Annotated in this window: 23 protein-coding genes; 11 read left to right on the top strand and 12 right to left on the bottom strand. The window is 44.3% G+C overall.

Translation table 11 applies throughout. The annotated features are described in order from the left end of the window. Both K1M91_RS18225 and K1M91_RS18230 read right to left on the bottom strand, forming a co-directional pair. Positions 1 to 544: MalM family protein (locus tag K1M91_RS18225; RefSeq protein WP_232803692.1), on the bottom strand; the 544-nt coding region annotated here is incomplete at its 3' end. 1 nt (position 545) lies between these two features. Beyond that, positions 546 to 1,289 (bottom strand): hypothetical protein, encoded by a 744-nt coding sequence (locus K1M91_RS18230; protein ID WP_232803693.1) that lies wholly within the window; start codon positions 1,287 to 1,289, stop codon positions 546 to 548. Positions 1,290 to 1,865: 576 nt separating this feature from the next. Here K1M91_RS18230 and K1M91_RS18235 point away from each other — a divergent pair. Both K1M91_RS18235 and K1M91_RS18240 read left to right on the top strand, forming a co-directional pair. Then, on the top strand, positions 1,866 to 2,384 hold the full coding sequence (locus K1M91_RS18235; RefSeq protein ID WP_232803694.1) for a methylated-DNA--[protein]-cysteine S-methyltransferase: 519 nt from the start codon (positions 1,866 to 1,868) through the stop codon (positions 2,382 to 2,384). Positions 2,385 to 2,657: 273 nt separating this feature from the next. Beyond that, a complete protein-coding gene (locus K1M91_RS18240; protein ID WP_232803695.1) occupies positions 2,658 to 4,730 on the top strand; it encodes a bifunctional 2',3'-cyclic-nucleotide 2'-phosphodiesterase/3'-nucleotidase in 2,073 nt (690 codons plus the stop codon). A gap of 225 nt (positions 4,731 to 4,955) precedes the next feature. On the opposite strand, the gene K1M91_RS18245 is transcribed toward K1M91_RS18240, so the two are convergent. The 3 genes from K1M91_RS18245 to ilvY form a co-directional block, all read right to left on the bottom strand. Next, positions 4,956 to 5,234, bottom strand: coding sequence for an accessory factor UbiK family protein (locus tag K1M91_RS18245; RefSeq protein ID WP_232803696.1), 279 nt, complete (start codon positions 5,232 to 5,234; stop codon positions 4,956 to 4,958). An 83-nt stretch (positions 5,235 to 5,317) separates the two neighbouring features. Further along, a complete protein-coding gene (locus tag K1M91_RS18250; RefSeq protein WP_232803697.1) occupies positions 5,318 to 6,121 on the bottom strand; it encodes an AAC(3) family N-acetyltransferase in 804 nt (267 codons plus the stop codon). A gap of 88 nt (positions 6,122 to 6,209) precedes the next feature. Then, positions 6,210 to 7,088, bottom strand: a complete 879-nt coding sequence (gene ilvY / locus K1M91_RS18255) for an HTH-type transcriptional activator IlvY (protein ID WP_232803698.1) — start codon at positions 7,086 to 7,088, stop codon at positions 6,210 to 6,212. Positions 7,089 to 7,258: 170 nt separating this feature from the next. Here ilvY and ilvC point away from each other — a divergent pair, with 170 nt between their 5' ends. Further along, the gene (gene ilvC, locus K1M91_RS18260) at positions 7,259 to 8,746 is read left to right on the top strand and encodes a ketol-acid reductoisomerase (protein WP_232803699.1); all 1,488 of its coding nucleotides are present in this window, start codon (positions 7,259 to 7,261) and stop codon (positions 8,744 to 8,746) included. 231 nt (positions 8,747 to 8,977) lie between these two features. Here the strand turns inward: ilvC and K1M91_RS18265 are convergent, their stop codons facing one another. The 3 genes from K1M91_RS18265 to K1M91_RS18275 all read right to left on the bottom strand — a co-directional run bounded on the left by K1M91_RS18265 (position 8,978) and on the right by K1M91_RS18275 (position 11,982). Then, entirely contained in the window at positions 8,978 to 9,817 is an 840-nt protein-coding gene (locus K1M91_RS18265) for a transporter substrate-binding domain-containing protein (RefSeq protein WP_232803700.1), read from the bottom strand. A 156-nt stretch (positions 9,818 to 9,973) separates the two neighbouring features. Further along, on the bottom strand, positions 9,974 to 11,620 hold the full coding sequence (locus tag K1M91_RS18270; RefSeq protein WP_232803701.1) for a phosphoethanolamine--lipid A transferase: 1,647 nt from the start codon (positions 11,618 to 11,620) through the stop codon (positions 9,974 to 9,976). After that, positions 11,617 to 11,982 carry a diacylglycerol kinase gene (locus tag K1M91_RS18275; protein WP_232803702.1) on the bottom strand — a complete coding sequence of 122 codons (366 nt, stop codon included), beginning with the start codon at positions 11,980 to 11,982 and terminating at the stop codon, positions 11,617 to 11,619. Before K1M91_RS18275 ends, K1M91_RS18270 begins: the two co-directional genes overlap by 4 nt. A gap of 296 nt (positions 11,983 to 12,278) precedes the next feature. Here K1M91_RS18275 and tcdA point away from each other — a divergent pair, with 296 nt between their 5' ends. After that, positions 12,279 to 13,058 (top strand): tRNA cyclic N6-threonylcarbamoyladenosine(37) synthase TcdA, encoded by a 780-nt coding sequence (gene tcdA / locus K1M91_RS18280; RefSeq protein WP_232803703.1) that lies wholly within the window; start codon positions 12,279 to 12,281, stop codon positions 13,056 to 13,058. A 209-nt stretch (positions 13,059 to 13,267) separates the two neighbouring features. Beyond that, positions 13,268 to 14,182: an immunity 49 family protein gene (locus K1M91_RS18285; RefSeq protein ID WP_232803704.1), complete on the top strand. Its 915-nt coding sequence runs from the start codon at positions 13,268 to 13,270 to the stop codon at positions 14,180 to 14,182. 78 nt (positions 14,183 to 14,260) lie between these two features. Here K1M91_RS18285 and csdE read toward each other — a convergent pair whose 3' ends face one another. Together csdE and K1M91_RS18295 are read right to left on the bottom strand one after the other, a co-directional pair. Further along, positions 14,261 to 14,692 carry a cysteine desulfurase sulfur acceptor subunit CsdE gene (gene csdE, locus K1M91_RS18290; RefSeq protein ID WP_232803705.1) on the bottom strand — a complete coding sequence of 144 codons (432 nt, stop codon included), beginning with the start codon at positions 14,690 to 14,692 and terminating at the stop codon, positions 14,261 to 14,263. Beyond that, positions 14,692 to 15,912, bottom strand: coding sequence for a cysteine desulfurase (locus K1M91_RS18295; protein ID WP_232803706.1), 1,221 nt, complete (start codon positions 15,910 to 15,912; stop codon positions 14,692 to 14,694). The genes csdE and K1M91_RS18295 overlap by 1 nt, the downstream gene beginning before the upstream one ends. 154 nt (positions 15,913 to 16,066) lie before the next feature. Here K1M91_RS18295 and K1M91_RS18300 point away from each other — a divergent pair, with 154 nt between their 5' ends. The 3 genes from K1M91_RS18300 (at position 16,067) to K1M91_RS18310 (ending at position 19,441) form a co-directional block, all read left to right on the top strand. After that, positions 16,067 to 17,056: an MDR family oxidoreductase gene (locus K1M91_RS18300; protein WP_232803707.1), complete on the top strand. Its 990-nt coding sequence runs from the start codon at positions 16,067 to 16,069 to the stop codon at positions 17,054 to 17,056. Positions 17,057 to 17,129: 73 nt separating this feature from the next. Then, positions 17,130 to 18,362 (top strand): retropepsin-like aspartic protease, encoded by a 1,233-nt coding sequence (locus K1M91_RS18305; protein ID WP_232803708.1) that lies wholly within the window; start codon positions 17,130 to 17,132, stop codon positions 18,360 to 18,362. Between the two features lie 56 nt (positions 18,363 to 18,418). Beyond that, entirely contained in the window at positions 18,419 to 19,441 is a 1,023-nt protein-coding gene (locus K1M91_RS18310) for a GGDEF domain-containing protein (protein WP_232803709.1), read from the top strand. Positions 19,442 to 19,626: 185 nt separating this feature from the next. On the opposite strand, the gene K1M91_RS18315 is transcribed toward K1M91_RS18310, so the two are convergent. Together K1M91_RS18315 and dacB are read right to left on the bottom strand one after the other, a co-directional pair. Further along, positions 19,627 to 20,319, bottom strand: coding sequence for a hypothetical protein (locus K1M91_RS18315; protein ID WP_232803710.1), 693 nt, complete (start codon positions 20,317 to 20,319; stop codon positions 19,627 to 19,629). A gap of 91 nt (positions 20,320 to 20,410) precedes the next feature. Then, positions 20,411 to 21,856: a D-alanyl-D-alanine carboxypeptidase/D-alanyl-D-alanine-endopeptidase gene (gene dacB, locus K1M91_RS18320; RefSeq protein WP_232803711.1), complete on the bottom strand. Its 1,446-nt coding sequence runs from the start codon at positions 21,854 to 21,856 to the stop codon at positions 20,411 to 20,413. 209 nt (positions 21,857 to 22,065) lie between these two features. On the opposite strand from dacB, the gene K1M91_RS18325 reads away from it, so the two are divergent. From K1M91_RS18325 to K1M91_RS18335, 3 genes are read left to right on the top strand one after another with little or no spacing between them, the layout of a single operon-like run. Further along, entirely contained in the window at positions 22,066 to 22,620 is a 555-nt protein-coding gene (locus K1M91_RS18325) for a sigma-70 family RNA polymerase sigma factor (protein ID WP_232803712.1), read from the top strand. Then, complete coding sequence (locus K1M91_RS18330; protein ID WP_232803713.1) at positions 22,610 to 23,149, top strand: hypothetical protein; 540 nt, start codon at positions 22,610 to 22,612, stop codon at positions 23,147 to 23,149. Before K1M91_RS18325 ends, K1M91_RS18330 begins: the two co-directional genes overlap by 11 nt. An 8-nt stretch (positions 23,150 to 23,157) precedes the next feature. Further along, positions 23,158 to 23,385 (top strand): hypothetical protein, encoded by a 228-nt coding sequence (locus K1M91_RS18335; RefSeq protein ID WP_232803714.1) that lies wholly within the window; start codon positions 23,158 to 23,160, stop codon positions 23,383 to 23,385. Positions 23,386 to 23,454 lie beyond the last annotated feature (69 nt).

The raw sequence follows: 23,454 nt of genomic DNA on the forward strand, positions 1-23,454 counted from the left end.
CACTGGCGTTTGCTATAATGTGGCTGCCTATGTACTGCTGAACAAAATCTATACAGCAAAGATCAACAGACCCTAGAGCTTTTGGATCCGTAGTTAATAATAAGTATCGAAAATGCTCACGCTCTCGAGAATTGACATTGATAACCGCTCGGTATCGGCGATTCGAGTAGCCAAATTGCTCTGTTCCCACCTGCGCCACAGGCTGATGCTGCTCGTTAAGGAAAAGGGCCATAGGGCTTAAGATACTGTCTATCCCAACAAAAGAATCAATCACTAATTGATAGTCTTGCCCTGACGCCGGTAGCACGATAGGTAAAACAAACGTAGCTCCCCAACTAAATACGCCACACTGACTTTCTTGACTGCCTAGCATAGCCTTCACCTGACCATCTTCATCAAAGTTGATGTAAGAATATTGATCAAATTCATCGACACAGTTAGTCCGCGCAGCTAGCAGCTGACTAAAATTAGGCTGGGTGTTGGCACAACCCGATAAAAGCAGCGTAGCCAATAACAAGCAGCAGGCTAAATTTGTCTTAGTCATATTACTCAACTATCTGCTCGACTTGTGCGTTAGGTTGCTTAGCCAGTTTTTGCGCCACTTTTTCAGCAAACTTTTGAACGCCTTCCTCTAATCCATCAATCGCTTGTTCAGGGCTAGCGGCTAATAGCTCTATGGTGTTATAGGCATATTGCTTGTCGCTTAAGATATGGTCTGCTTCGATATCATATTCTGAAGGCGGGAAACCAAAAAAGAAGCGATTTTGGAATACAACCGCCTTGTTTTGGGTATCAATTAAGCGCACCTGACCGATAAGGTTAGGGATAAAGTCGCTCTCCATCCCAGCGGCCAAGTAAGCTAGGTAGTAATTTAAATCAAGTATTGCGTCGGTATTCTGATCGACTAAATCCTTATAAGAAACTAAATAGCCATTTTCACGCTTTCTATCAGTGATGATCGAACTTACCTGATAGCCTTCTTTCTCTAGGCTAGCCTTAAGAGCGGTTACAATAGCTTGTTGCCAATCCGGCATTGTTTCACCAACTGCTTCATTAAAAGTGCTGGTATCAGATGCCATATCCGCTTCCGCAATTAACGCCCCTAAAAGACCAAAACTTTGACCAGCATGGGTTTGAATTCGCACAGGCACCTCTTCCTGTTGCGCTGGCTCGATAATGGTAATGTGCTTCAAGTGCTGGTTTTTTTCCGGATTAAAATGTTGCGGTTTAGGCATGCCTGCACAACCACCTAGAAACACCACTGCCAATAATACAAATAACTTGCCCACAACAAACACTCCAGCTCAAAAGATATAATTGCGCGGATTTTAGTGAGAACCCAGCTCGGCGCAATCGATAGGTTTCGACCAAACCAGTCGAGCTCACTAATCAGCACCACAAAGACCAAGTAGTGAGCCTTTACATCAATACCACTATCAAAAATCGACCGACAATAAAGATAAAAACATCAATAACTTCAACAACTAATACAAGACTTTTCGCGCATAGCACTCGCTATATTTGATCGTAAAGTTAAGTACGACTAATTGGCGAGCGAGCTGATGAAAAAATGGTTGTAACCAACAGAGACTAGATAGCGGAGTAGTAACATAATTTACCGTAACAGCGGTGCAAAGCCAGCCATGTCAAAACAAAGAAATAATTAGAAGGGTCATCGCTGCATTGATTGGAATGTGTCATATTGACCGATGTTGGGTCGAGAAGCGCGTTTTTGAAACCAAGAAACAGCGTAATAAATCAACAAAAGCATAATACTCCCGACAGCAAGGGCCAAGATGTCGATGAATCAGCGCAACGCTTGGGTGAGTTCTTAGCGGTTCCAATCTGGAAGGCACAATTTTAACATGATGAAAAATACAATTTCAGTTACCTATTTCAAACATCCCTACGCCGAGTTTGTCATCGGCACCTATCAAAACCAGCTGTGTTTATGCGATTTTCGCTACCGTAAAATGCGTACAACGGTCGACAATCGACTGAAAAAGCAGTTAAAGGCTGAATTTATTGAGCAGAGTAATCCACTTATTGAAACAACCATAGTGCAATTAGAAGAATACTTCCTCGGTCAACGCAGTGAGTTTGATTTGCCTTTATTACTGGTCGGCACTGAGTTTCAGCAAGCGGTTTGGCAAGCTCTCACTCAAGTTAATTACGGTGAAACCGCCAGCTATTTAGACTTAGCACAAGCGATTAATAATGAAGGCGCGGTCAGGGCCGTAGGCACAGCCAATGGTGCTAACGCCTTAGCGATCATTATTCCTTGCCATCGCATTATTGGCCGCAATGGTGAATTAGTCGGCTACGGCGGCGGCCTGCCCTTGAAAAAACGTTTGTTAGAGTTAGAGCAAAATCTATTTTTATAATGAGTACAACTTAACAAACCATGTTACACGCCACTTAGGTACGCAAAACCTAGGTGGCTGAAAGCACGGCGATCACATGTCATATCTATACAAATAGCTATAACCTACTGAACAAAAAGACATTTAGTGTCACCAAAAAATAATAATTCGTCACCTTGCTGTCATCCTCCAAATCTAGTCTAGGCAATGTATTAAGTTACATTCCCTATGAATCTAACTATTTCAGTTAAGTTCTTGTCGGTATTCCCTTTTTAACAATGAGCAACGATCACTATGATGACGAGTAAACACTTGTTTATGTGTCTTATACCGAGCTTAGCCCTTACGGCCTGTGGCTCTGACTCTAAGACAGATGAAAAAACCGCACAACCGCCTGTAACAGTGGCGCTAAGAGTGCTTGAAACCACTGATCTTCATACCAACATTATGGATTTCAATTACTACGCTGGTGCCACTGACCCCAAAATCGGTCTGGCGCGTACCGCAAGCCTGATTAAACAAGCCCGCGCGGAAGCAACTAACTCGGTGCTGGTTGATAATGGTGACTTGCTACAAGGTAGCCCGATGGGCGACTACGTGGCAAAAATTGGCTTAAATGAAGGGGATGTTCATCCTGCTTTTAAAGCAATGAATCTGCTCGATTACGATGTTGCCAACATAGGTAACCATGAATTTAACTATGGTTTAGATTTCTTACACACCGCTATCGCTGGCGCTGATTTCCCTTACATTAATGCCAATGTTTATTGTGCCGAAGAAACCTGCTGGAACGGTATTAAAAAAGGTGAGAACTTATTTACCCCCTACTTAATCAAAACCACCCCGGTAATAGACAATAAAGGCAATAAGCATGATCTAAAAATTGGCTATATCGGTTTTGTCCCACCGCAAATAATGCAATGGGACAAACAAAACCTAACGGGCAAAGTTGAAGCCAGAGATATTGTTGCCTCAGCCAAAAAATTTGTACCTGAAATGAAGCAAAAAGGTGCCGATATTATTATTGCTATTCCCCATTCGGGCATTGGTTCTAGTGAAAATCCGGGTAATATGATGGCAGAAAATGCCACTTACGCGCTCACTCGAGTCGATGGCATTAATGCGATTATGTTTGGCCATAGTCACTCTGTATTCCCTCACGAAAATTACGCCGATGTTGCCGAAGTAGATGTTGAAAAAGGGCTGATTAATGGCATCCCTGCCGTCATGCCGGGTCGCTGGGGCGATAACCTTGGCATGGTAGACCTAACCCTTGAATGGAAAAATGATACTTGGCAAGTCGCCAACGGCCAATCAAGTGTGAAGCCTATTTATGATGGCGCTAATAAAACACCAATGGTTGACGCCGACAAAGATATTCAAGATGCAGTTGAAAATGAACATTTAGCGACGATCTCATTTGTCGACCAACCTATTGGGGTTGCGTCTGAGAATATGTATAGCTTTCTTACCTTGGTACAAGATGATCCTACGGTGCAGATCGTGTCAGATGCACAAATTGCTCATGTTAAAGCAAGTTTGACTGATGACCTCAAAGGCCTGCCTGTATTGTCAGCATCCGCTCCTTTTAAAGCCGGTGGTCGCCACAGTACCGAAAGCGATGCGGACCAATACGTACAAGTGGATGCAGGCGAGCTTACCTATAAAAATGCAGCAGATTTATATCTTTACCCTAATACTATGGTGGCGTTAAAAGTGTCAGGTAAGGAGCTTAAAGACTGGCTGGAATGCAGTGCCAACCAATTTAACCAGATCAAGCCGGATGTTACGACGCCACAGTACCTGATTAATTGGCAAGGCCACCCAACTTATAACTTCGACGTTATTGATGGCGTGACTTATCTGATTGATGTTACTCAACCGAGTAAGTTCGACCGCGACTGTAAGGTTATCAATGCAGGGGCCGAGCGTATTGTTGATTTGAAATACACCGACGACAAAGGCCAAGTTTACTCAGGTGAAGAGCTAAACAACATGACGTTTATTGTTGCTTCAAATAACTACCGTGCTTTTGGTGGCAAATTTGCGGGGACAGGTAGCGACTATGTTGCACTGGAGCTTCCTGACACCAATCGCGAAGCGCTGGCTAGCTATATTAAGGCTGAATCGGGTTATGAGGCTGCTACTAACCGTTTTAACTCACAAGTGAATCCATCGGCCGACTATAACTGGGACTTTAAAAGTATCCCTGCAACGGTTGCGCTAGACATCCGCTTTGAGACGCAAAATTCAGCGAAGGCAGATGCCTTTATTACTCAATATGCCCGTCGTAACATGACAAAACTAGCAGACACTGATGCGCTAGGCTTTGCGGTTTATCAGATAGATCTATCTGCCAACCCTTAGTGGTAAATCATTTCTGAGCAAAGTAATGGCTTAGACTGTAGCTCCAGGATGAAAAAAAGGATGCTGAAAAGCATCCTTTTTGTTGCTGTCTCTCATTCGCACCAACAGTATGTTTTCACCGCAAAATTTTGTCTTCAGAGATGAAAGCGCAAAGCTTATAGCGACACATTGACAACGTTGGTTCGGTGAAAAATATACTTTCTGCTTATTGCAGCGTGCGAATTACTATTCCTTTTCGCTTAACTGTGTATCACTTGAGTCAGCTAATTTTGCTTCAAGTGCAGCCAGTTTTTGCTCCATGTCCATTAATTTTTCACGAGTGCGCAGCAATACCTGGGTTTGCACTTCAAATTCTTCACGATTAACCAGATCAAGTTTGTTGAGTTGTGACTGCAATACCTGCTTCACTTTGCGCTCAACTTCTTCACCTATGGTTTTTACACCCGGTGGCAAAGCTTCGGACACTTGCTTGGCAATTTCTTCTAATTTCTTTGGGTTGATCATATTAACTCCTTAAATTCTGCCTTCATTCTAGCCCCTTTACCCGACAAAAACAGCCCCTAAACCTTGCGACTACGTTATGTAATTCAGCCAGCACTGGCGATGGCATCTTGGCAGCGAATACAATTTCGATCGGGGCAGTGAGTGATACTTTGCTGAGCGCTAATGGCGCGTTTACAACGTTTCACTAAAGGCTCAAGGGGATACAAGGTCCACAGGCTAGCGCCAACAGTGTATTCGCGTGCAATAGGTGCAAGTACAGGCGCTAAGTTGTTAAAGCCGTTAGAGCAACTGCCAATGGCAGCAAGTACGGTTTCGACTTGCCCCGTGTGCGGATTAATTTGCTGCGCCCAACGCTGAAAGAGCTCACGGCCACTGAGTTGCTCGCCATAATGGATCGGGGTTACGGATGTTAAATCAACGCCCAACGTTAATACCCAAGCCTGTGGCTGGTTTTCGTATAGGCCATAAACGTTTTGTAAGGTCTGGCGCTGTAATATTTCTGCGGCGTGAGGACCCACACCAACAAAAGAATTAATTGGATGCTGACTACGCTCACGATTGGGATAGTGTAACAACGCCTTCGGCAACGCGCCCATGCTCGGCTCAATATCATTACCTTGCACATCAAAAGGCTCTGGAGTAAAAAAATCCCATTCGCCTCGGTGTCCATTGCCTGCAAACTGCCAACTGGATGGCGGATTAGCCAAAGGTGAATAAGTAAAGCTAGGCATGATCAAGGTGCAGTCAGCGGCAATAAGAGGATCAAATAAACTTGCAGCGCCCCCTTCTAAATGACCAAATGACTTGATTGAACCGTGAATAAATAAGGTTTTTCCTGCGAGCGCCAGATCCGCTATCGCTTGTTGAATATCTTCTATTGTTGTCATTGGCAGGCTCCTATTAAGCATTTACACCATAAGGGTTTTCTGCCTGATACACCATGATTTAGGCCAACTAGAATGGCGATTCTGTGAACTAATTCAACGCCGTTAAAAAAGCACTAATCAGCGGATCGGGTGCGCGCTTTTTCAAACACACCACACCAAGATCAAAGGGCTCTAATAACTTATCGGTTTTGACCACTTGCACTCGGTCGCGCACAGGGCTGTTCTCAACAACCACTTCGGGCACTATACCCACCCCACACCCCAAGGCAACCATGCTGACCAAGGCTTCGTGGCCTGTCACGCTAGCGTAAATATGGGGTTTGCGAATGTGCATTTGCCGAAACCAAGAATTAATACGCCGGCGCGCGGGGCCATGTTCAGGCAAAATATAAGGCAGTTGCTGCCAAGGAATCGGCTTTTGACTCATTTGCTGCTGCACAGAGCAAGCGATCATTGGCGCGATAACCGACAAAGGAATTTCCGCCAAGCTGTAAAACTTTAGCTGGCTCGACAAATTATCTGGGCAAGCAGCGATGGCAACATCCGCTTGCTCATACTGCACTCTCTCTACTGCTTGTGCAGCATCCCCCGTTGCCAGCACGATTTCAACCTGTGGATGAGCAAAGCGAAAACAATCCAAAATAGCCGGTAGGTGACTGTAGGCTGCGGTAACCGAACAATAAATACTCAGCTTTCCTTCTAATTGCGTGTCATGCTCTTGTAAATCAAGCTTTAACATTTGCCAGCTATCTAATTGCTGCTGCGCAAAACCAAGAAATTTTTGCCCTGCGGGTGTCAATGCCACACTTCGGTTATCGCGCTGTAACAAACTGCTGCCAACCTCTTGCTCTAAGCGCTGAATAATACGGCTTAAAGTAGATGGGCTAAGATGCAACGCTTCAGCGGATTTGCCGAAATGATGGCTATTAGCAAGGTGGATAAATGCCTGTAGTGATTTTAAATCCATAAATACCTCCGCTGCGTTAAACTGACGTTGCAATATTTGCAATATAAGTTTGCAAATATATCATTTTAAGCAACGTAGTTCTTGTTATATAGTGCTCTACGTCGAGTGGCATACAGATTAATTATCTGCGCTACCAAAAATTCTAAAAATTTATGCAAAGGGAACATCTCATGGCTAATAACTACTTTAATACGCTTAACTTGCGTCAACAATTAGAGCAACTAGGCAAATGTCGCTTCATGGATCGTAGCGAGTTCGCGAACGGCTGTGAATTCATCAAAGGTTGGAAAATTGTAGTTATCGGTTGTGGTGCTCAAGGCCTAAACCAAGGTCTAAACATGCGTGATTCAGGCCTAGACATTTCTTATGCATTACGTGAAGCGGCGATCAAAGAGCAACGCCAGTCTTACAAAAACGCAAAAGAAAATGGCTTTAACGTAGACACTTACGAAAACCTAATCCCAACTGCAGATCTAGTATTAAACCTAACGCCAGACAAACAGCACACTAGCGTAGTAAACGCAGTAATGCCGTTAATGAAAGAAGGCGCAACACTGGCTTACTCACACGGTTTCAACATCGTAGAAGAAGGCATGCAAATCCGTAAAGACATCACGGTAATCATGGTTGCACCTAAGTGTCCTGGCTCTGAAGTACGTGAAGAATACAAGCGTGGCTTTGGTGTACCAACCCTAATGGCGGTTCACCCTGAGAACGACCCTAAAGGCCAAGGCTTTGAAATTGCTAAAGCATACGCTAGTGCAACGGGTGGCGATCGCGCCGGTGTACTTGAGTCTTCTTTTGTTGCTGAAGTTAAATCTGACCTAATGGGTGAGCAAACTATCCTATGTGGTATGTTGCAAACAGGCGCTATCTTGGCATACGACAAGATGGTTGCTGACGGTATCGATGCGGGCTACGCGGCGAAACTAATCCAATACGGTTGGGAAACAGTAACAGAAGGCCTAAAATACGGCGGCATCACTAACATGATGGATCGTCTATCTAACCCAGCTAAAATCAAAGCATTCGACATGGCTGAAGAATTGAAAGTGACCATGCGTCCACTATTCAACAAGCACATGGACGACATCATCACAGGTCATTTCTCTAAGACCATGATGGAAGACTGGGCTAACGATGACAAAAACCTACTAACATGGCGTGAAGAAACGGCTGAAACTGGCTTTGAAAAAGAAGGTCCTTCAGACGTAGTTATCGATGAGCAAGAGTTCTACGACAACGGCATCCTATTAGTGGCGATGGTTAAAGCCGGTGTTGAGCTAGCGTTTGAAGCAATGACTGCATCAGGTATCATCGAAGAGTCTGCTTACTACGAGTCATTACATGAAACTCCGCTAATCGCGAACACGATTGCACGTAAGAAACTTTACGAAATGAACGTGGTAATTTCTGATACTGCAGAATACGGCTGTTACTTGTTTGCTCACGCAGCTGTACCTATGCTGAAAGATTACGTTAACGGTCTAAGCACTGAAGTGATTGGTAAAGGTCTAAACCTGAAAACTAACTCAGTAGACAACGCTCGCCTAATCGAAGTAAACGAAGCAATTCGTACTCACCCTGTAGAAATCGTAGGTAAGAAGCTACGTGGCTACATGAGCGACATGAAAGCAATCGTTGAAGCGGCTAAATAAGCTAGCAAACAACTTGTTTTAAACAAAAAAACCAAGGCTAATGCCTTGGTTTTTTATTTAATCCGGACCAAGGATAAATAAAATAGTATCTTTTTCTGCAAAAACGCGGTGAATATGTCCCTATAGCTTTGCGTTTTCACCCCTGAAAACGAAGTTTTGCAGTAAACATAGTTTATCTTGCTGCACTAGGTTTAAACAGAGTTAAGGCTATTTAAACTCTTGAATTAAAAACTAATCTTCGTTCATTAAATCTTGCAAACTCGCGCCGTAATAATCCTTATATAGCGTATTAGTAAAGCCATCTTCTTCAAGCGCAAGTAACGCCATGTGAAATTTATAAGCAATACTTTCTTCGTCTAATTTAATCGGGTAGTTATCAACACCTAGGGGTAAAGCAGGATCATAACTAAGATTGCTCACCGCTTTAAAATGAGGTGAATTTTTAGAAAAACCAAGCTTCAACCTAGTGATACCGCCACAGCAATTCATATGTAACATTAAATCAGATTGCCGTGGATGCTGGATCAGGTAGTAATATAAGGTACCAAAGTCATCCATGTAGAAGTCGGCTTGTTTGGCTAAAATCAGATCAATAACACGATCGAATGTGAGTTCAGGTGGACGCTTGAACTGCAGCTTATACATAGTGCTTTGCGGACCTGGTGAACCCAATGCGGCCAAAATGATTTTTTCTTGCAAATCATCGTAGCTCTTTATTTTGGGCTCCCCTTTACGAGTTAGACCAACATCTGCGGCAGGAATGCCATTATCATAGAAAAAGATATCTTTTGAACGTTCTTTGGTAAAAGTAAGACCGGGATAAAAATCAATGCTGCCGTCAGCAATGCCACGTAAAATACGGTTTTTCGGGGAGCGAACCACCTTTAACTCACAACCGATTTTATTTGCCGCAGCAGTATACAAGTCGAAATACAGCCCAGCATTATTTGGCTTAGCATTAATATTTGGCATCCGCGCCGTCGTCCGGTAGCCCATGGTAATTTCACATGCTTGTGCTTGTGTCTGCACTTGCCATAGCAATAAGCTTACTAAAATCAAAAACCATTTCATGAATAAACCACCCTAGTTGAGTTTCTATCAGTATAGATGGTGTCGATTTATTACTCCTCAAATTTCTATCAACGAAAAACCACTATGCTAAGTAACGAGTTAATTTTTATAACAATAGGGGCCTAGCTCTTGTCTGCGTATCATCAGTTTTTCGCTTTATGTTCGACAAGAACTGAAAAGGTCAAGCTGAGCGTCATACACACGGGTTTGGACGTCCATGATGCCCAATAATGAATGGAAAATATAATCGTGTGAAAATAGATCCGTTTGTCGTGCGGATGCCTTTAAGCAATCTTGATTGATATTTTTAGCTTGCGCAAAGCTTGGTGACATCCAAAGCATCAAGGGTACTTTGGTTTGATATTCTGGCGCCAAGCGGTAAGGCATACCATGGAGAAATAAGCCGCCCTCGCCCAGCGATTCACCGTGATCTGAGACATAAATTAATGCCGTGTTATAGCGCGCCTCTAGCACTTTGAGTTTTTTTATTGTTTCGTTCAGTACATGATCTGTGTAGAGAATAGTGTTGTCATAAGTGTTGACAATTTGTGCAACGGAGCAGTTTTCGATATCAGCCCTCTGACAGTCTGGCTTAAATTCACGCTGTTCTTCAGGGTAACGCTGAAAGTAAGTAGGCCCGTGGCTGCCAATTAAATGCATATTAATTAGCATGTTCCCTTTTAATTTAGCGACGTTTTTCTCAAAGTCTTGCAATAGTGCCATGTCATAGCAGGTACTGCCGTTACAAAGGCGATTTTGACGAGCGCGATCAACGGTTAATAGTTCAATATTTTTAGCGACTCCTTTATCGCCCCCATTATTTTCTAGCCAAAGCTGAGATATTTCAGCTCTCTTAAGGATATCCAGTACATTATCTTGGTTATTAGCGACTTGGCGATCGAAGTTAGAGCGAGGCAGATAAGAAAACATACAAGGTAGGGATATGGCTGTCGATGTGCCACAAGCGCTGACATCTTGATATGAAATGACATTGAGGTTTCGGGTGTATTTATTGGTTGGGCGGTCGTACCCATTGAGTTCATAATTTTGCGAGCGCGCTGTTTCACCGACAACCAATACTAACAAGGTGGGTTTTTGTTTGGCCATTTGTAAGGCTTGCTCTGACTGCTTGGCATCTAGGCCAAGTTGGCGATAAGGCTGTGGCGTGGTTAAGTATCTTGTGTTGACTAATTTACTCGCACTGTGAACAAAATAAGTCGGGATCAGCATCTTTTTAAGGTAAGAATTATTACGACCTACAGAGCTATAATCCTGATAGTAGAGTGCGGCAATCAATACAATAACCACTATCGATAACGCCATGCTCAGTAACTTGTTCAACAACATCCGAGTCAGTGCACCCTCTGTTATCGGATTAAGAGCAAAGAGCAAAATAGCGGGAATAATCCCCATCATCAATGTCCAACTTACCGAGTATAAACTTAGATAAGAACTGGCTTCGCTAGGATCGGTTTCAACTATGTTGACCATCATGTCATAGTCAAATAGAGTGCCATAATGAAAGCTTGCATAACTCACCATCGATGACAGAACCAGCAGTAGCGCGAAGAAGGGTTTCCCTAACCAAGGCCAAGTAAACAGGTTAAATAGTAAATTTAACGCAGCGATAAAAAAAATCGGTAGCGAAATAACAAAACCAACTTTGAATTCGCCCTGTTGTATTAAGATACTGTGCAGCTCTTTATAAACAGGAACATTGACGATTAAAGCAAAGTAAAGCGCCAACAAAAAAGTGAAGTAGCTAAAGGAAAGCCTGAATGCAGGTAACTTTATTGGCATCATAGTAAGTCCAGCAAAACAGAAGCCCAAACAAATAGTGCGAGCACCAAAGCAATAAACACCGCAGCAGAAGCTATATCCTTCGCTCTGCCACTCAGTTCATGCCACTCATCACCTATTCGATCCACGACAGCTTCAACTGCGGAGTTCATTAGTTCAACAATAACAATAAGCAGCAGACTCGAAATAAGCAAAATGCGCGCTAAGCTAGACACCGGTAACAGGGTTGCTACCACAGAAAAAATCACCAAGAGGACCACTTCTTGACGGAATGCAGCTTCATTTAACCATGCCGCTTTTAGCCCTTTAATTGAATAGCCTGTCGCATCAATAATGCGCTCAATACCCACCTTCTTCGGTTTCAAGTTAAACTCCATTTTTTCTACAATTGCTCATGTTTTTAATAGGCTATGGATGATAGCCATGATGTGATGATGGCAAGGTACGCGATCCTATTACGTGGTTCTGTAGCAATTTTGTCATGGAGTGTGAGCTTGTGTGAGATTTGGTTTTTTGTGCCTAAAAAAGGGTCATTAACGCCAATAAAACTAAAAAATCGATGCCTAGCGTGTTTGCGCTAGGCCCAAGCAACCTCAAGATGCTTATTCAGCGGGAAGTTATTTGGGTATATAATGCGCCGCGAGTATATAAAGGGGGTTAGATGTCGTCATTTGAGAATCGGTTTGGTGGAATTGCGCGGCTTTATGGCGCGCCAGCTTTGCAAACATTTCAGCAAGCGCACGTGTGTGTAATTGGCATTGGCGGCGTGGGCAGCTGGGTAGCCGAGGCGCTAGCCCGCTCTGGCATCGGCCAGATTAGCTTGATTGATATGGACGATATTTGTACAACTAATACCAATCGTCAGATCCACGCCTTAACCAGCACCATCGGCCAGCAAAAAATTGCGGCGATGGCAGCACGTATTCTCGAAATAAACCCAGAGTGCCAAGTACACTGCATCGACGATTTTATTAGCAAAGAGAATTTGTTTGAGCATATCTCCACCGAGTTTGATTATGTGGTGGATGCCATTGATAGTGTGCGCGCCAAAGCGGCACTCATTGCCCACTGCAAACGTAACAAGGTGCCGATTATTACTATTGGCGGCGCCGGTGGTCAGATTGACCCAACACAAATTCAACTGGGTGATTTAGCCAAAACCATTCAAGACCCGCTAGCCGCTAAAGTGCGCTCGGATTTGCGTCGCTTTTATAACTTCACTAAAAACACCAAGCGCAAGTTTGGCGTCGATTGTGTTTACTCTACCGAGCAATTGATTTACCCCGATTTAGACGGCGGCGTGTGTCATGCTAAAGCGCAAAGTGATGGCAATATGAAGATGGATTGCAGCTCAGGATTTGGTGCCGCCACTCATGTCACCGCCAGCTTTGCTTTTGTTGCGGTGTCACGGGTGCTAAAAAAATTGGCGGATAAAACCTAAACGACCAATCCTTCGCTTGCCGAGACTAATTGGCCTGTATTTAATAAACAAAGCGATGAACTAGTGAGCCTTAAAGCCAGCCTTGATGCACTTAAGATGGCAAAAAAGAACAATAAAATAAAATATGCGGTGGTGCACCAAAGTATCAGTGGCAGCACTGGGCAGGTAAGCGGCGCACCCAAGGTCAACATTTATAGAGAGGCAAGTTAATGACGCTACAACTTCATCATTACATAACAGTACATAATCGGCTTGGTTATGTCATAGATAGCGAAACCAAGAAACGCAATTTCAACGAGAAGATTCAAGATTGGCAAGTAACTTATCAAAGCTATTCCGCCACCGGTAGCTGGTCGACTTACTTTGGAAGAGTGCAATACCTATTGGGCATCGGTCAGCTACTGGATGCGCCGCAGGCCATGCGCCAGCGCACGTTAATCAATCTAGAGCAAATGGCGTATAACCCCATTTACATGGTGGCCCATGTTGGCCAGCCCGTTACCGTGACCCTTGAGCACAGTCAGTTTACCGGCGTAGCGGAAACCGACGATACCTTAATGTTTAATAATTGGTTGAATGCATTTTCACTGGCGCTGATTTTACGTAACACCGAGCATATGCAAGTATTACATGGCCTAGACAAAGGCGTGTTTGCTAAAAATACCGCTGTATTAGGGCCTCTGGATTTTTATTGTGCGTTTATGCGGTTACTCAAAGGGTTGTTTACCCCGGGGGCTGATTTGGCCCGCCTGTTCGGCGATATGATCACCTATTCCGCGCCGAATTACTTTTATGATGAAGACTGTGCCAACGCGGCTTATCACCTTTATTTACCTGTGGTGGAGTTAGTTGGCGTGGTGCTAAGCAGTGAACGTGAAACACGGTATCAAGACGCTTATACCAAGGCGCTGGAAACCCACAGGGCGTGGTTCACGCGCACTGATATGGATCACTTTCGTCCCGAGAGCTTGATCTCACTACCCATTACCGCCATTGCTTCTTATTGTTACCACCAATATGGCCTCTTGCCGGAATTTGAAACTGACTACACCCCACTGTGGATGATCAAAGGGGAATTTATACCCGAGTCGGAGTTACCGCCACTGACGAGTTATCAGTTTTAATCAGGCATAAGACCTGTAGTAGGCGAGCTCGGCGAATACCTCACCGATTCCCTGAGCAAGCTCAGGTCCTACCAAAGCCTAAACCGCGACCCCTTTAATAGCCTGTACCACGGCGTGTAATCCGTTCGCGCGTGACGGGCTAAGTTGCTTGGATAAACCCAGTTGGTCGAAGTAACTTTCAATATCAAAGTCATCAATTTGCTCGGTGGTTTTACCATTATAAGCCGCCAATACTATCGCTAATAAACCATTAACGATGCGGGTGTCACTGGCAACATAAAACTGCCAAACGCCCCCTTGTTCACGACTGACCAGCCAAGCCGCACTTTCACAGCCATCCACTTGATGTTCTTCATTTTTAAAGACTTGTGGTAACTCACTGAGCTGCTTACCGAGTAGGATGATTTGCCGATAGCGCGCTTCCCAACCCGATTGCTGCGCGAATAAATCCAGCACGTCATCACTGCTGATTTCATTACCAAACAGATTAGGCACTAATTGATTGGGCATTATAAAAACTCCAAGGTTTTGTTCAGGGCGATAATGAAACTATCTATATCTTGTTGCTCATTATAACAAGCAATAGACAAGCGCAAAGTGCCGCCCAGCCCTAACGACTCCATTAATGGCATGGCACAGTGATGGCCAGCGCGAATAGCGATGCCTTGTTGATCGAGTAAGGTGGCAATATCACTATGGTGCTCTCCTTTCACCACAAAGCTAATCACCCCTGCTTGTTGTACGGCATTACCGACAAGGGTGATGTCGGGTAATGATAAGAGCTGCGTTTTGGCATACTCAAACAGCTGTTGTTCATATTGTAATAATGCCGCGCGATCTTGCTGTTGCAAAAATTCTACCGCCGCGCCAAGGCCTATCACACCTGAAATATTAGGGGTGCCGGGCTCAAATTTAAACGGCAAGGCATTAAAGGTAGTGCCTGAGAAGCTCACTTTTTTGATCATCTCACCACCGGTTTGCCACACCGGCATGGCATTGAGTAAGTCAGCCTTACCATAAAGTACACCGATCCCTGTAGGGCCATACATTTTATGACCCGAGAACACATAAAAGTCACAATCTAAGGCTTGCACATCAATCGGTAAATGCGCCACCGCTTGTGAGCCGTCCACCAGCACTTTCGCGCCTACTTGATGGCTTAGCGCAACAATCTCAGCGATGGGATTTACCGTGCCCAACACATTAGAGATATGCGTCACCGCTACTAAACGGGTTTTCTCTGTCAGTAATTGCGCAAACGCGGCTAAATCTAATTCACCGATGTCGGTCAGCGGGATCACTTTTAACACTAACTTCAACTGCTGTGCTAATAACTGCCAAGGCACAATGTTAGCGTGATGCTCCATGGTGGAAATGATGATTTCATCTCCCGCCTGTAACAAGGCACCATAACTTTGCGCCACGAGGTTAATGGCCTCGGTTGCCCCCTTAGTCCAAATTACCTCTTCACGCTTAGGGGCATTAATAAAGCTGCGCACTTCATCTCTTACCTGCTCAAAAGCTTGAGTTGCCTTAGCACTTAGACAATGTGCCGCACGATGCACGTTGGCATTGTTGTATTGGTAGTAATTACTCATTGCGTCAATCACTGACTGCGGCTTTTGTGTCGTGGCAGCACTATCGAGATAGACCAGCGCATGACCATTACAGCTTTGTTGCAACACAGGAAACTGCGCCCGTAGCGCGGATACAGAAAATGACTGACTCAAACTAACCACCTTATTAACCAAGAGCCTCTATGATCCACTTTTACAAGGAAGCTGACAAGGTAGGGGTTTATATTGATTGCAGGCTTTGCTATCGGGGCTTATGCTTAAAACCGTTTTTATAATAAAATTTCGATTCACCTTAAGGAGTTACAATATGTTTAATGCGTTAGTGTTACGACAAGAACAAGATAAAACCTTAGCCAAAGTAGAACAAATAGCAGAAACTGAGCTACCAGACGGTGAAGTATTAGTACAAGTTGCGTATTCGACCCTTAATTATAAAGACGGCCTCGCCATCACAGGTAAAGGTAAAATCATCCGCCACTTCCCTATGGTACCGGGTATCGATTTTACCGGTAAGGTGATTTCATCTAATGATTTACGCTACCAAGAAGGCCAGCAAGTGGTATTAACAGGCTGGGGCGTAGGCGAAACCCATTGGGGTGGCTTAGCTGAAAAAGCCCAAGTGAAAGCAGATTGGTTGGTCCCTTTAACTGAAGATTTGACGCCCGAACAATCAATGCAGCTAGGCACTGCAGGACTTACTGCCAGCTTATGTGTACAAGCATTGCAACAGACGAGTATTACACCCGAGCAAGGGGAAATTCTGGTAACGGGTGCCAGCGGCGGGGTTGGCAGCGTTGCGGTAAAACTATTAAGCACCTTAGGCTATCAAGTGGTTGCCGTGACAGGCCGAGCTGAAAACACTCAGTGGTTAACCGAACTCGGTGCCACTCGCGTGATTTCTCGTGAAGAAATGCTAACGCCAAACCGACCATTGGATAAACAACTTTGGGCCGGTGCCATCGATACTGTCGGTAGCCATGTGTTAGCGAAAGTATTAAGCCAAGTAAACTACAATGGCGCAGTCGCCGCTTGTGGCCTCGCCGGTGGCTTTGATTTACCGACCACTGTAATGCCGTTTATTCTACGCGGTGTAAAACTACTTGGGGTCGATTCAGTAAGTTGTCCATTTGAGAAGCGCCAGCAAGCATGGCATTTATTGGCAACCACGCTACCTAAATCTTATTTTTCTGCTGCTTGTAATACTATTTCATTGGCACAAGTGCCAGAATATGCCGAGCAACTTATTGCAGGGCAAGTGACCGGTCGCTTATTGGTTGACCTAACGCGCAAAAATTAATATCGCAGAGTCGCTGGCAGTATAATGATGACTGCCAGCGACTGCCTAACCACAAAAACCAAGTGAGATGGATTTGACTCGACTCCTCCCCTTATTCCTCATGATATTTAGCTTTAGCGCAGTCAGCCTGGCAAAAACCGAGCTATCGACTTACCAACGAACCGACATTAAATTTAACCAAGCAAACATTACTTCTGAATTTGAGTTTGACAATGGCTTACCCATAGTAAACCTTAGCATTCAAGGTAAGCCCTATCGTTTTCTGTTTGATACGGGAGCGGTTTCCACTATTGATTTAAAGCTAGCTCAGCAGCTTAACTTACCCGTTCAAGCCTTACCTCATCTTAAAGCGATGGACGCCAACGGAGCAACAAGCAACATACAAGGTGCTGTGATCCCGTCATTAGATTGGCACGGTTTAACCATAAACAACCTTGGTGTAGCGGTATTTGACCTCAATCCGGCCAATGGCTTATTTTCTTGTATTAAGCTAGATGGCATTCTAGGTTACAACCTGATCTCATTGCTTCCTGGAATAAAGATAGATTATCAACAGCGCCAACTGACACTCAGCTCTCGTCCCCAAACCTTTGCCAAAGATGCAGCTGTAATACCCATAGAGTTAAAAGCGGGTAGTGGCCCCATCTTACGTTTGCATTTTAATCAAGCCGTAAAGAATGTTCCGGTTATTTTAGACACAGGTAAAAATGCAGGCTTAAGCTTACCAATAAGAGTAGGCCAAGAACTTCAGAAGGCGGAACAACTGGTCTACCCCGTTTACCCGGTTTTTAGCCAAGAAAACTCTGCCCTATTTACGCAACAGGCTAATCAAAGCTTTTTGACCCGAATTGACAATGTTTATCTTAGCCACTTCAAAATCGACAATATGGTGGTCGACTTTAACCAAGGTATGCCTTTACTCGGTAATGACTTCTTTCGCCAATATACCGTTTCTATAAATTGGCAGCAGCGCCGCATTGGTTTAATACCGAATGGCGAAGTTCGCCATGCTGAGGATTGGTCTACGTTTGGCCTTTACCCTACTTTTGACGCGGCGCAAGGCGTTGTGGTAGGCCGACTGCTACCCACAGTGAGCAAAGCGATGAAGCAAATTAGGGTGGGCGACAAAATAGTGCAGGTAGAAAATAATGATACCAGCACCAACCCACTGGAAAGCGTGTGTTTTATGTCGCAAAACAAATACAAGGCCAAACAAAATCCAACGATAAATTTAACTTTAGAGAGAAACCATCAACAATATCAGCTAACGTTAGAAAGAAAGTACTTATTCCGTCATCAGGACTAAATTATCTTTACAGTATTTTGCAAAAGCATTTAGTTTGACTTTAGGCACAGGCAGCAATGAGCAAAAAATTATTTCAAAAATCGACCGAGAATTTACGTAAAGCTGTGCCCTTGATGATCAAAAACCAAGTGCCCACCACGCCGACTAACTATGCCTTGTGGTACACCTATGTCGATAATAGCCTGCCACAAATGAACAAAGAGTTAGATCAAGCGATTACCGATTATGGTATGTGTCCACCAGCCACCGGCGAAACCCTCTATCGCACCTATGTCGCCAGTAAAACCGAAACCGACATTCGCCAACTGAGATCAAGCCTTGAACTACTATTAAACGAAGTGTCTCATTCAATGACCGACACTTTATCGGACACACAAGATTTTCAGCAAATGATAGATAAAAACTTTGATTGCCTATCACGGGTTGAAGACGAGGGGCTGTCATTTGAAGAAGTGATGGAGTTGGTTCGAGGGCTCATTTCTGAATCAAAAGAAATCCGCCATTCTACACGTTTTTTGAACAATCAACTCAATACCGCTAGCGCTGAGGTTGCCCGTCTCAAACTACAGCTAGAGCAGGTGCAAAAAGACGCTCTGTATGACGGTTTATCCGGCCTGCTCAATCGCCGCGCATTAGATAATGACTTAGTTAGCCTTTGTGCTCACGAGCAACCATTTAGCTTTATTTTGGTTGATATAGACCATTTCAAAAAATTCAATGATGAATATGGTCATTTGTTTGGTGATTCGGTGATTAAAGCCATTGCCCGCCGTTTACAACTAAGCTGTAGAGATGGCATTACCGCCTATCGCTTTGGCGGTGAAGAGTTTGCCTTAGTCGTCCCCGGAAAAAACCTCAGGGTTGCGCGCCAACTCGCAGAATCAATACGCCGTGCGATTGAAAAAGTATCGGTAAAAGACAAGCGCAGTAGTCGCCAAGTTGACCACATTACTGCCTCTTTTGGTGTAGCCGAATACACCCCTAAAGAAAGTGCCAGTAGCTTGATCGATAAAGCAGACAAACAGCTTTATGAAGCAAAACGCTTAGGTCGTAATCGCGTTTTACCTATGTCGGTTTAGCCAGCGGCTATTCACAAGTCACCCAAATCTTGGATAAATGAAATAGTTTGCTTTCCTGCAAAAACGCGGTGAATACCTCCTCATGCGCTTCGCATTTTCATTCCCGAAAATGAAATTTTGCCGTTAAAGTATTCATTTTCTGGCTGCGATAGGCTTAAACAGCGCAGAGGTTACATGGTAAAAGATTAAGCGATCACTTGACTAAAAACAGGTTGCAACGCTTGCATTAGCCGCATTCTAGCAGGGCGCTTATCTTGCGCTAAATCATGCTGCAACCGCAATAAGTCAGACGCCTTGCTAATGGCATAGGCAGCTTGGGTATCACTAACTTGAAAGCTTGATTGGATGCACCTTAGCTGTAGCTGCTCAGCCACCGCAGCACTGCGCCAATCAATACCGGAAAAACTGGGCCAAGGACGAGTATTTGCTAACAGGCTCAGTCCAGATATCGCGTCATGATTCAATACCACATCGTAGTTTTGTAAAATAAGAATGGCTTTACGGTAGTGATCACCAGACAGGGCTGGTGCATCAGAAAAAATATATATAAATTGCTGCAAGCCCTGTTCGCGTAAGCTCAGATCAAGGTAAGTAAGCGTTTCACTCATAAGGCCTTGCGAATCATGACACTCCACCAGCCAAGGTTGCTTTTGTTGGTGTGTATCAGCGAGATATTCGGCCCATGCCCGATCTTGCTCCGGCACCGCCAATGCAACTCTACCGGGCCAAATACGGGCATCTTCAAGGGCACATTCAATAAACAGCTGGCTCAGTTGCATCGCCCGCTTAGCGCCGAGTGTTTCCGCTAGCCCTAAGTGACATACACCCAAGCGAGGACGAGCCAGCAGTACTACTAATGTAGGAATAAATCGCTTCATCTAATCCTCGCTTCAGCCATCTTTTTGATAACATCAATATATCAAAACAACAGCGCCAATCTAGGACATCATTCGCGATCTGAAACTAGGGTCACTTATTTTTAGATGTTTTCCCTAAAGTAAGTAGCTCAGTAAAAAAATCGCGCTCAAATTGACGAATGGGGTTCAGTCTATTTTTGTATAACCGTGCTTGCTTCGGCGGTAAGTTATATCCCGATACCATATAGGCGAATAACCTTGGCCCTTGCTGCGTGTCAACCACGCCAACCATGTTAACAACACTTTTTAACGAGCCCGTTTTACCTCGAACCTTGCCTTTAAGCTCATCCACTCGCAGCGATGTGCGCCATTTTAGTGTGCCATCGACCCCTGAGACAGCAAGAGAATCTAATAACTTAAGCTTATTATCATTGTTATAAACAAATTGCATCACTTGCAACAGCTGATCAACCGTCACTAAATTATGCCGCGACAAGCCCGAACCATCGGCCATGATGGCATCAGATAAATCTAACTTGGCCTGACTTTTCAATATCGCTTTTACAGCCGCCTCACCACTGCGGAAACTGCCTGCTTGGTTATAGTATTCTGCGCCCAATGTTTTAAACACCACATCAGCAATGAGGTTGTCGGATTTTTTCAGCATTTTTTTCAATAAACTATCTAACGTTGCTGAACGCTGGCGAACCAACACCACACCTTCGGGCTCAAGTGTCGATTCACGGCGAATGACTCCCGTATGAGTAATACCAGCTCCGTTTAAATCAGCCGCTAAAATACTGGCAAAATATGTAACGGGATCATTAACCGAAAATTTCATTGGAATAGGATCTTTGGTCGCGACAAAACAGCCCATTAATTCATAATGATTAGTATCACCTCGATTTAGCTCTAAAGCGCAGTGCGACTGTCGCATTTCCTTCCATGCTTTTAACGCATAAGTGCTGTTATCAACCCGTATCGGTTCATGGGCAGGAATAAACACACGCGTAGCCCCTTCTTTTGTGACCGACAAATTACCTTGCACGCAATTACGGTTGATAATCACCGCACTAGCTGGCGAGGTATAACAAACCCCTAAATCATTCCAAGATTGGCCATTACTCCAGTGATAACCATTAAAACGGCCATCATTAATTAAAATGTCACCGGTTATTTTCTTAACGCCACTTTGCTTTAAGGTTTTCAGCATCTCGCGCAACTGCTTGCGGGTAAAGTCAGGCGCTCCCGATAACCTAAAACGTAAATCTTGGGCTATCGTTCCTTGCTTTAAACTCGCCTCAGTTAAGGTTTCAATTTGAGTATTGAAACGGTAGCTACCACCAAGGTGCAAACGCGCAGCAGTAGCCGTAATCAGCTTTTGAGTACTCGCGGGAGCCAAGTTTAGATGGCGATTTTGCTGATTAATAATCGTGCCATCAGGCTTAGCAACCACATAAGCCAATACCGGCTTAGATGGCATGTCATCAAACTGCGCCCCTGCGAAAGCCATGCTAGAAAAACAGATAAAAGAAAGAAAAAAAACACCGCGTAACATATGTCAAACCCCGAACCAATAAGAACTAATAGCTTAGGACTTCTACCTAAAAAAAGCATCAAATAATCACAATGTTAACCCAATTAACATTAAACGTGGTTTATACCCCTGAATGCTCAATTTATATGCAGAAATATGTCGCAAAACTTGAGCGCAATGCAGGCCTAAGGTATGTTGACCGCATCTAGATTTTGTTGCGCGGAGCACGCTTGACTAAGACCGAATTATTAACCGATGAACAGCTAATGCTGAACTACGGTAAAGGAGATGCTGCGGCATTTGAGCAGCTATATCAAAAACATAAAGGCGGCGTTTATCGTTATTTTTTACGCCATTGTAGCCGCGCGGATGTGGCGGAAGAATTACATCATGATATTTGGATGAAATTAATCAATGCACGAGAAAGCTATCAACCTACAGCGAAGTTTACAACATGGTTATATACCTTAGCGCACAACCACTTAGTCAATTATTACCGTAAAAACAGCAAAGCTCAGACTCTTGATTTTGATGATATTGTGGAACCAGAAGACGAGCTACCGGATCTGTCTGAACAGCTAACCCATAGTCGTCAAGCAGATGAGTTGATCAGTCAGGTAGAGCTGTTACCTGCACAACAAAAAGAAGTGTTTTTATTGCGCCACGAAGCTGGGTTTAGTTTAGAAGAAATAGCAAACCTAACAAAATCAAGTTTTGAAGCAACAAAAAGTCGCTTGCGCTATGCCATGGCCAAGCTTAAACAGGGGGTTTCATATGAGCCATAAATCACCGCTTAATGATGATGCGATTAGCAAAGCGTATCAACAACAAAGCAACGACATGCCTAGCAGTGCGCTCGATGATAAAATTCTAGCCGCCTCACGACGTGCTGTTGCAGCCAAACCTACATCGATTGCGCCGAAACGCTCATGGCGGAATATGCCGTTTTTGCCGGCGATTGCAGCTTCCTTCTTTGTTGCTGCAGTGTTCGTGGCGCAACAAGAAGAGCCTGAGCACATTATACCGCAGGCTGAAGTTGCTCCTATGTCAATCTCAGCCCCTGCGCTAATGAAGAGCGCAGCGCCAGAAATGATGGCAGAAGCGGATGTCACTGAGCCATTACAGTTCCAAGGCAAAATAGAACAACGTGATCAGCAATGGTGGTTAATTACCTCTGAACAAGATGTGTTAATTGAAAGCCCACCTCGCAATATTGCCGATTTTGAGCATCAGCAAGCCTTGGTTCAAGGCCATGCTGGCACCTCAGAGGGTGAGGTTATCAGCATTGTTATTCAAGAAATTAAATTAAACTAGGAGATAATATGGCTTCTCAAGGTTCTACCGGCAATGTGATTGCCGCGGTATGTAGTTTTTTCATTTGCGGTTTAGGCCAATTGGTACAAGGGCGCATTTTGGCTGCCTTGATGTTTTGTCTATTCACCTATGCAGCATACGGCATTGCGGGGTTTACCTTTGGCATCTTTCTAATTATTGCCGTGCCGCTACATATTTGGTGCATTGTTGACGCGGCGCTGTATCGCGGGGACTAATACCGAGCATCAACAATAAAGGCGCTACTCATGCCTTTACCAATTCTAAATAAATGCTGCTGGTATGCT

The organism is Motilimonas sp. E26 (genome assembly GCF_021278025.1).
In the GTDB taxonomy this organism is placed as follows: Bacteria; Pseudomonadota; Gammaproteobacteria; order Enterobacterales; family CBDFNC01; genus Motilimonas.

Coding starts and splice junctions, on each gene's coding strand:
- K1M91_RS18235 (WP_232803694.1), top strand. CDS start 1,866: ATGATGAAAAATACAATTTCAGTTACCTATTTCAAACATCCCTACGCC.
- K1M91_RS18240 (WP_232803695.1), top strand. CDS start 2,658: ATGATGACGAGTAAACACTTGTTTATGTGTCTTATACCGAGCTTAGCC.
- K1M91_RS18245 (WP_232803696.1), bottom strand. CDS start 5,234: ATGATCAACCCAAAGAAATTAGAAGAAATTGCCAAGCAAGTGTCCGAA.
- K1M91_RS18250 (WP_232803697.1), bottom strand. CDS start 6,121: ATGACAACAATAGAAGATATTCAACAAGCGATAGCGGATCTGGCGCTC.
- ilvY (WP_232803698.1), bottom strand. CDS start 7,088: ATGGATTTAAAATCACTACAGGCATTTATCCACCTTGCTAATAGCCAT.
- ilvC (WP_232803699.1), top strand. CDS start 7,259: ATGGCTAATAACTACTTTAATACGCTTAACTTGCGTCAACAATTAGAG.
- K1M91_RS18265 (WP_232803700.1), bottom strand. CDS start 9,817: ATGAAATGGTTTTTGATTTTAGTAAGCTTATTGCTATGGCAAGTGCAG.
- K1M91_RS18270 (WP_232803701.1), bottom strand. CDS start 11,620: ATGATGCCAATAAAGTTACCTGCATTCAGGCTTTCCTTTAGCTACTTC.
- tcdA (WP_232803703.1), top strand. CDS start 12,279: ATGTCGTCATTTGAGAATCGGTTTGGTGGAATTGCGCGGCTTTATGGC.
- K1M91_RS18285 (WP_232803704.1), top strand. CDS start 13,268: ATGACGCTACAACTTCATCATTACATAACAGTACATAATCGGCTTGGT.
- csdE (WP_232803705.1), bottom strand. CDS start 14,692: ATGCCCAATCAATTAGTGCCTAATCTGTTTGGTAATGAAATCAGCAGT.
- K1M91_RS18300 (WP_232803707.1), top strand. CDS start 16,067: ATGTTTAATGCGTTAGTGTTACGACAAGAACAAGATAAAACCTTAGCC.
- K1M91_RS18310 (WP_232803709.1), top strand. CDS start 18,419: ATGAGCAAAAAATTATTTCAAAAATCGACCGAGAATTTACGTAAAGCT.
- K1M91_RS18315 (WP_232803710.1), bottom strand. CDS start 20,319: ATGAAGCGATTTATTCCTACATTAGTAGTACTGCTGGCTCGTCCTCGC.
- dacB (WP_232803711.1), bottom strand. CDS start 21,856: ATGTTACGCGGTGTTTTTTTTCTTTCTTTTATCTGTTTTTCTAGCATG.
- K1M91_RS18330 (WP_232803713.1), top strand. CDS start 22,610: ATGAGCCATAAATCACCGCTTAATGATGATGCGATTAGCAAAGCGTAT.
- K1M91_RS18335 (WP_232803714.1), top strand. CDS start 23,158: ATGGCTTCTCAAGGTTCTACCGGCAATGTGATTGCCGCGGTATGTAGT.